Origin of the sequence: Peterkaempfera griseoplana (assembly GCF_001418575.1) — a bacterium.
Classification (GTDB): Bacteria; Actinomycetota; Actinomycetes; order Streptomycetales; family Streptomycetaceae; genus Peterkaempfera; species Peterkaempfera griseoplana.
This window is the reverse complement of record NZ_LIQR01000420.1, coordinates 1-6,787: the sequence shown is the minus strand read 5'-3', so window position 1 is coordinate 6,787 and position 6,787 is coordinate 1. Positions and strand designations below refer to the sequence as shown.

At 73.1% G+C, this 6,787-nt stretch carries 6 protein-coding genes; all 6 read right to left on the bottom strand.

Annotated features, from left to right (window positions below; genetic code table 11):
- Nucleotides 1–1,222: gamma-glutamyltransferase family protein (locus tag AOK09_RS28370; RefSeq protein ID WP_055590101.1), on the bottom strand; the 1,222-nt coding region annotated here is incomplete at its 3' end.
- Nucleotides 1,223–1,267: 45 nt separating this feature from the next.
- The gene (locus AOK09_RS28365) at nucleotides 1,268–2,251 is read right to left on the bottom strand and encodes an ABC transporter ATP-binding protein (protein WP_055590100.1); all 984 of its coding nucleotides are present in this window, start codon (nucleotides 2,249–2,251) and stop codon (nucleotides 1,268–1,270) included.
- Nucleotides 2,248–3,285, bottom strand: coding sequence for an ABC transporter ATP-binding protein (locus AOK09_RS28360; RefSeq protein WP_055590099.1), 1,038 nt, complete (start codon nucleotides 3,283–3,285; stop codon nucleotides 2,248–2,250). Before AOK09_RS28360 ends, AOK09_RS28365 begins: the two co-directional genes overlap by 4 nt.
- Complete coding sequence (locus AOK09_RS28355; RefSeq protein WP_055590098.1) at nucleotides 3,282–4,175, bottom strand: ABC transporter permease; 894 nt, start codon at nucleotides 4,173–4,175, stop codon at nucleotides 3,282–3,284. The genes AOK09_RS28360 and AOK09_RS28355 overlap by 4 nt, the downstream gene beginning before the upstream one ends.
- On the bottom strand, nucleotides 4,172–5,125 hold the full coding sequence (locus AOK09_RS28350; protein WP_055590097.1) for an ABC transporter permease: 954 nt from the start codon (nucleotides 5,123–5,125) through the stop codon (nucleotides 4,172–4,174). The genes AOK09_RS28355 and AOK09_RS28350 overlap by 4 nt, the downstream gene beginning before the upstream one ends.
- Complete coding sequence (locus tag AOK09_RS28345; protein ID WP_055590096.1) at nucleotides 5,122–6,720, bottom strand: ABC transporter substrate-binding protein; 1,599 nt, start codon at nucleotides 6,718–6,720, stop codon at nucleotides 5,122–5,124. The genes AOK09_RS28350 and AOK09_RS28345 overlap by 4 nt, the downstream gene beginning before the upstream one ends.
- Nucleotides 6,721–6,787 lie beyond the last annotated feature (67 nt).

Below are 6,787 nucleotides of genomic sequence, written 5' to 3'. Positions count from 1 at the left end.
GGGTGAGGCCGTCGCGGGCGACGGTGGGCTCGCCGGCGCCGGAGGGCGGCGTGCCCATGGCGTCGAAGCGGTCCTCGCCGGTGGCGGAGGCGCCGCTGAGGACATGGGCGGGCAGCCTGGGCGTGCGCCCGTCGGGCGAACCGGGGCGCAGTTCCAGGCTCGCCCGCTCGCTGATCAGGGCGCGCCGCTCGTCGCTGTAGCGCTTGGAGAGCAGCGCCTCCAGGGGGACCTCCGCGGCGTCGCCGTACCAGGCCTCGCGGTCGGCCATGGCCAGCTTGGTGCCCTCGACGAGGGTGTGGACGTATCCGGCGGTGCCGTAGCGGGTGTCGTCCCGGGTGCCGAAGTCGTCCGGGAGCAGAGCGAGTTGCTGGAGGAACGCGGGGCCCTGACTCCACGGTCCGGCCTTGCAGACCGTCCAGCCGTTCCACTCGTGGGTCGCCGGCTCCTCGTAGCCGGCGCTCCAGGCGGCGAGGTCGTCGCCGGTGAGGGTTCCGCTGTGGCGTTCACCGGAGGTGTCCATGGCGGGCCGGGCGGCGGCGCGGACCATCGCCTCGGCCACGAAGCCCTCCCGCCAGACGCGGCGGGCCGCGTCGATCTGGGTCTCCCGGCCGGGGCCCGCGGCCTCCGCCTCGGCGACGACGCGCCGCCAGGTGGCGGCCAGGGCGGGGTTGCGCAGCAGCTCACCGCCCCTGGGGGCGCGGCCGCCGGGGAGGTAGAGCTCCGCGGAGCTGGTCCACTCGTTCTCGAAGAGTTCACGGACCGCCTCCACGGTGGCCCCGATCCGCTCCACCGCCGGGTGGCCGGCCTCGGCGTAGTGGACGGCGTAGGAGAGGACCTCGCCGACGGTACGGGTGCCGTGGTCGCGCAGCAGCAGCATCCAGGCGTCGAAGGCGCCGGGGACGGCGGCGGCCAGCGGCCCGGTGCCGGGGACCAGGTCCAGGCCGAGCGAGGTGTAGTGGTCGACCGTCGCCCCGGCGGGGGCCGGGCCCTGCCCGCACAGGACGGTCGGCCGGCCGCCGGCGGGGGCGAGGATGATCGGCACCTCCCCGGCCGGTCCGTTGAGATGCGGCTCGACCACATGCAGTACGAAGCCGGCGGCGACGGCGGCGTCGAAGGCGTTGCCGCCGCCCTCCAGGACCGCCGCCGCGCACTGGGAGGCGAGCCAGTGGGTCGACGACACCATGCCGAAGGTGCCCTGCAGGGTGGGCCGGGTGGTGAACATGTGCGGGCTCCTGGGGAGGGTCGGTTCGGGCGGGCGCCCTTGGGCTCAGCTGTCGGCGGCGAGGTGGCAGGAGACCTGCCGGGTCGTCCCGGGCAGCGTACGGAGCGGCGGGACCTCGGTGCGGCAGCGGTCCACGGCGACCGGGCAGCGGGTGTTGAAGCGGCAGCCGGGGGGCGGCGCCGCGGGGCTGGGCAGGTCTCCGGAGAGCACGATCCGCTCGCGACCGCGCTGGGCCGCGGGGTCGGGAAGCGGGGCGGCGGACAGCAGGGCCTGGGTGTAGGGGTGCCTGGGGTCGGCGAAGAGGTCGGCGGTGTCGGCGAGTTCGACGATCTGCCCGAGGTACATCACCGCGATCCGGTTGGCGAGGAACTCCACGGCTGCCAGGTCGTGGGTGATGAACAGGCAGCCGAAGCCGCGGTCGCGCTGGAGGTCGGCGAGCAGGTTGAGGACGGCGGCCTGCACGGAGACGTCCAGTGCGGAGGTGGGCTCGTCGGCGATCAGCAGGTCGGGATCGACGGAGAGGGCGCGGGCGATGGAGACCCGTTGGCGCTGTCCGCCGGAGAGCTCGTGCGGGCGGCGGTCGGCGAAGTCGAGCCGCAGGCCGACCTGCTGGAGCAGCCGGCTGACCCGGGCGTCCAGTTCGGCGCCGGCGGCCAGCCGGTGCAGCCGCAGCGGTTCGGCGATCAGGTCGCCGACGGTCATCCGTGGATCGAGGGAGGAGGACGGGTCCTGGAAGACCAGGTGGAAGTCCTTGCGCAGCGGGCGGAGCCGGCGGGCGCTCAGCCGGGTGATGTCGGTGCCGTTGATCCGTACGGTGCCGGAGGTGGGGGTGTCCAGGCGCACGGCGCAGCGGCCGACGGTGGACTTGCCGCTGCCGGACTCGCCGACCAGGCCCAGCACCTCGCCGCGACGGACGGTCAGGGAGACGCCGTCCGCGGCGCGGACGGTGCCCTGCGCGTGCGGGTAGTGCCGGGTGAGGTCGGCGATCTCCAGTACCGGAGGGGCTTCGGGGGCTGCGGTGACGGTCATCGGGTGGCCTCCGAGGGTGCGGGGGCGGCGGCGCCGGCGAGGGGGTGCCAGCAGGCCGCGGCGTGGGCGGCGGTGTCCAGGGCGGGCCTCAGCGCGGTGCAGCGCTCGTCGGCCCGGTCGCAGCGCGGGGCGAAGGTGCAGACGTCGGGCGAGTCGGTGAGCCGGGGGACGACTCCGGGGATCTCGCGCAGCCGCCCGCCCTCGGGGCGGGTGCCGGGGCGGAGCACGGCGTCGAGCAGTCCCCGGGTGTAGGGGTGGCGGGGTTCGGCGAAGACCTCCTGCACGGTGCCCTGTTCGACGGCGCGTCCGGCGTACATCACCAGCACCCGGTCGGCGATGTCGGCGACCACGCCGAGGTCGTGGGTGATGAGCACGATGGCGGTGCCGAGCTGTTCGCGCAGGTTGCGCAGCACGTCCAGGATGCCTGCCTGGACGGTGACGTCCAGGGCGGTGGTGGGCTCGTCGGCGATCAGCACCCGGGGGTCGCAGGCCACCGCGATGGCGATCATCACTCGCTGCCGCATACCGCCGGAGAGCTGGTGCGGGTACTCGTCGACCCGGCGGTCGGGGGCGGGGATGCCGACGAGGCCGAGCAGTTCCACGGCGCGGGCACGGGCCTGGGCGCGGTTCAGGCCCTGGTGGCGGCGGAGCACCTCGGCGATCTGGCGGCCGACGGTGAGCACCGGGTTGAGCGAGGTCATCGGCTCCTGGAAGATCATCGCGATCTCCTTGCCGCGGACCGAGCCCAGCGTCCTCTCGTCCGCGCCGAGCAGCTCACGGGTGCCGCCCCTGCCGTCCGCGAACCTGATGGAGCCGGTGGTGTGCGCGGTGGGCGGCAGCAGCCCGAGGACCGCCATGGAGGTGACGGACTTTCCGCAGCCGGACTCGCCGACCACGGCCAGTACCTCGCCGGGCGCCAGCTCGTAGGAGATCCCGTCCACGGCCTGCACCGAGCCGTACCGGGAGCGGAAGGAGACGGTGAGGCCGTCGACGGTCAGCACCGGCTCCGGGCCGCCGCTCGGGGTGGGGGTCATGCGGTGCCTCCGCGGGGGTCGAGGACGTCGCGCAGCCCGTCGCCGAGCAGGTTGAACGCGAGGGTGGCGGCGACGATGACCAGCCCGGGGAAGACGGCCATCCAGGGTGCCTGGGCGATGAAGGACTGGGCGCTGGAGAGCATCACGCCCAGCGAGGGCGAGGGCGGCTGCACACCGAGGCCGAGGAAGCTCAGCAGCGCCTCGCCGAGGATGGCACCGGGAATGCCCACGGTGGCCTGCACGATCAGCGCCGGGGCGGCGTTGGGCAGGATCCGGCGGAAGAGCACGGTGCCGTCGCCACCGCCGTTGGCGATGGTCGCGGCGACATAGTCCAGGTGCCTGAGCCGCAGGGTCTCGGCGCGGGTGATCCGGACGACCGCGGGGATCTGGGCGACGCCGATGGCGATGGTGGCGTTGAGCAGCGAGGGGCCGAGCACCGCCGCCAGGCCGACCGCGAGCACCAGGAACGGGAAGGCCAGCATGGTGTCGGTGAGCCGGGAGACCACGGTGTCGGCGAACCGGCCGTAGTAGCCGGCGACCAGGCCCAGCGGAACCCCGATCAGGAAGGCCAGTACCACGGCGAGCACGCCGACCTGCATGGAGGCCCGCACCCCGTAGAACACCCGGGCGAGCTGGTCGCGGCCCAGGTCGTCGGTGCCCAGCCAGTGGGAGAGGGACGGCGGGGAGAGGACATGGTCGAAGTCGGGCAGGGTGGGGTCGTACGGGGTGATCAGCGGCGCGGCCAGCGCCACGGCGACCAGCACCGCGGCGATCACCAGCCCGGTGAGGGCCAGCGGGCTGGCGATCAGGCGCCGCAGCCGGCCGGGGCGGCGGGCAGCGGCCGCGGCGGGCGCGGTCTGCTGCGCGGGGGTGGCGGTGGCCGTGCTCATGCGGCGCCTCCGATCCGGATGCGGGGGTCGATCGCCGAGTACAGGACGTCGACCAGCAGGTTGACCAGGATGTACGCGGTGGCGGTGCAGAGCACGACGCCCTGGATGGTCGCGTAGTCGCGGTTGGTGACGGCGTCCAGGGTGAGCTTGCCGAAGCCCGGCAGGACGAAGATCTGCTCGGTGACCACCGCGCCGGAGATCAGCTGGCCGAGCTGCAGGCCGAGCACGGTGGTGACGGTGATCAGGCTGTTGCGCAGGGCGTGCCCGTACACCACCTGGCGGCGGGCGAGGCCCTTGGCGCGGGCGGTGCGGACGTAGTCGGCGGAGAGCGACTCCAGCATGGAGGAGCGGGTCTGCCGCATCACCACGGCGGCCATGCCGGAGCCGAGCACCAGCGCGGGCAGCGCCATGCGGTGCAGGTTGTCCAGCGGGTCGGCCGAGATCGGCACGAAGCCGGAGGCGGCGAAGAGCGGGATGGCGACGGCGAAGGCCAGCACCAGCACCATGCCCAGCCAGAACGACGGCACGGACAGGCCGAGCAGCGCCACGGCGTTGGCCAGCCACTCGGTGGGGCGGCCGCGGCGGACCGCGGCCGCCACCCCGGCGCCGATCCCGATCAGGGTCGCCAGCAGCAGGCTGAGCAGCGCCAGTTCGACCGTCACGGGAGCGGCGGAGAGGATGGAGTGGGTCACCGACATCCCGGTGCGGGAGGAGATGCCGAAGTTCCCGGTGACGGCGCTGCTGACGAACTTCCAGTACTGCACGGGCAGGCTCTGGTCGAAGCCGTACTGGTGCCGGATGGCGGCGACCAGCTGGGGGTCGGGCGTCTCGCCGGCCATGGCCAGCGCGGGGTCGCCGGGCAGTGCCCGAACGCCCAGGAAGACCACGACGCTCACCAGGACGAGCGTCACCAGGGACTGCCCGGCGCGGCGCAGCAGGTAGGGGATCATGCGACATACCCCGCATCTCTGACTCGGATCAGGCCGTCGCCGAAGACCTTCAGGCCGGCGACGTCCTTGCTGGCCACCACGTAGTTCTTCTGCCGGTAGAGGTAGATCAGCGAGTGGAGGCCGGCGATCCGCTGCACCAGCTGCTGGTACACGCCCCTGCGGGCCTGCGGGTCGGAGGTGGTGCGGCCCTCGTCGATCAGCTTGTCGATGGTGGGGTCGGAGATGCCGTAGGTGTTCAGCGGGGCCGCGGTCCTGACGAACGAGGAGAGGTTGCCGTCCGGGTCCAGCCGGCCCGACCAGCCGCTGAGGTAGGCGTCGTAGTGGCCGTTGTTCGTGTCGGTGAGCATGGAGGTGTACTCCATGGGCCGCAGCGTCACATCGAAGCCCGCCTCCTTGGCCATGGCCTGGATGACCTGGCCGATGCGGCTGTCCTCCGGGGACGTGGAGATTTTCAGCTCGACATGGACCGGGGTTCTGACGCCGGCCTCCTTGAGCAGCTGCCTGGCCTTGGCGACGTCGCGGCCGGGGCAGGTGGCCGGGCCCGCCGTCAGCGCGGAGGCCGGGGAGATCGGGCCGCAGGCGCTGGAGTACATGCCCTGGTAGACGACCTTGTTGATGGTGTCGCGGTCCAGGGAGAGCTCGAAGGCCTCACGCACCCGGACGTCGTGGGCGAAGGGGCCGTCCAGCTTGCCCGGGGGCTTGCCGACGCCCTGGGTGTTGCCCATGTTGAGACCGAGGCCCTGGTAGCCGAGCGAGGGCGAGTCGAAGAGCTGCAGCGCGGACTCGGTGAGCGCGCTGCGTACGTCCACGGGCGCCATCTGGTCGCCGACCTGGACGTCGCCGGAGCGCAGGTTGGCGAGGCGCACCGAGCCGTCGGTGATGGTCTTGAAGACCACCTTGTCGAGGTGCACGGAACCGGCCGCGTAGTAGTTGGGGTCGCGGGCCAGTACCACCCGGTCGCCGGCGACGCGCTCGACGAACCTGAACGGCCCGACGCAGGAGGGGTGGTTGGTGAAGTCGGTGCCGTACTTGGCCAGCGCGGCCGGCGACATCACCATGCCGGCCCGGTCGGCGAGCACGCCGACCAACGGCACATAGGGCTGCGCCAGGTGCAGCCGCACCGTGTGCGGGTCGACGGCCTCGGCGCTGGTGAGCGGGCCGATCTCGGTCGACCGCGCGGAACCCGGGAGATTCTTGTCGCGCATCAGGGAGGTGACGACGGCCTGGGCGTCCAGCGGGGTGCCGTCGCTGAACTTCACCCCGGTGCGGATCGAGACGGTGACGGTGCGTCCGTCCGCGGAGGTCTGCGGCAGCGCGGTGGCCAGCTGCGGCACGACATGGTTGTCGGCGTCGACGTCGTAGAGCTTCTCGCACATCGCCGAGAAGACCGTGCGGGAGACCAGAGTCGTCGACAGCGACGGGTCGAGCTTGTCGGGGTCGGACTTGACGGCGACGGTGAGGGTGCCGCCGTTGCGGACGGGGCGGTCGTCGGTCATCCGTATCCCGCCGACCTCGGTGGTCGAGGTGTTCAGCGAGGCGCACGCGGCGAGCGGCAGCAGCGCGACCGGCAGCAGTGCTGCTGTCCAGCGGCGCATGGGGCGGCACCTCTCGGAGCAGGGTCGCGCCTGGGGGCGGGGCGGGGACGGGGGCTCGGCGACCCTA

Bases quoted from the DNA above. Each gene is read 5' to 3' on its own strand.
- AOK09_RS28365 (WP_055590100.1), bottom strand. From the start codon at position 2,251: ATGACCGTCACCGCAGCCCCCGAAGCCCCTCCGGTACTGGAGATCGCC.
- AOK09_RS28360 (WP_055590099.1), bottom strand. From the start codon at position 3,285: ATGACCCCCACCCCGAGCGGCGGCCCGGAGCCGGTGCTGACCGTCGAC.
- AOK09_RS28355 (WP_055590098.1), bottom strand. From the start codon at position 4,175: ATGAGCACGGCCACCGCCACCCCCGCGCAGCAGACCGCGCCCGCCGCG.
- AOK09_RS28350 (WP_055590097.1), bottom strand. From the start codon at position 5,125: ATGATCCCCTACCTGCTGCGCCGCGCCGGGCAGTCCCTGGTGACGCTC.
- AOK09_RS28345 (WP_055590096.1), bottom strand. From the start codon at position 6,720: ATGCGCCGCTGGACAGCAGCACTGCTGCCGGTCGCGCTGCTGCCGCTC.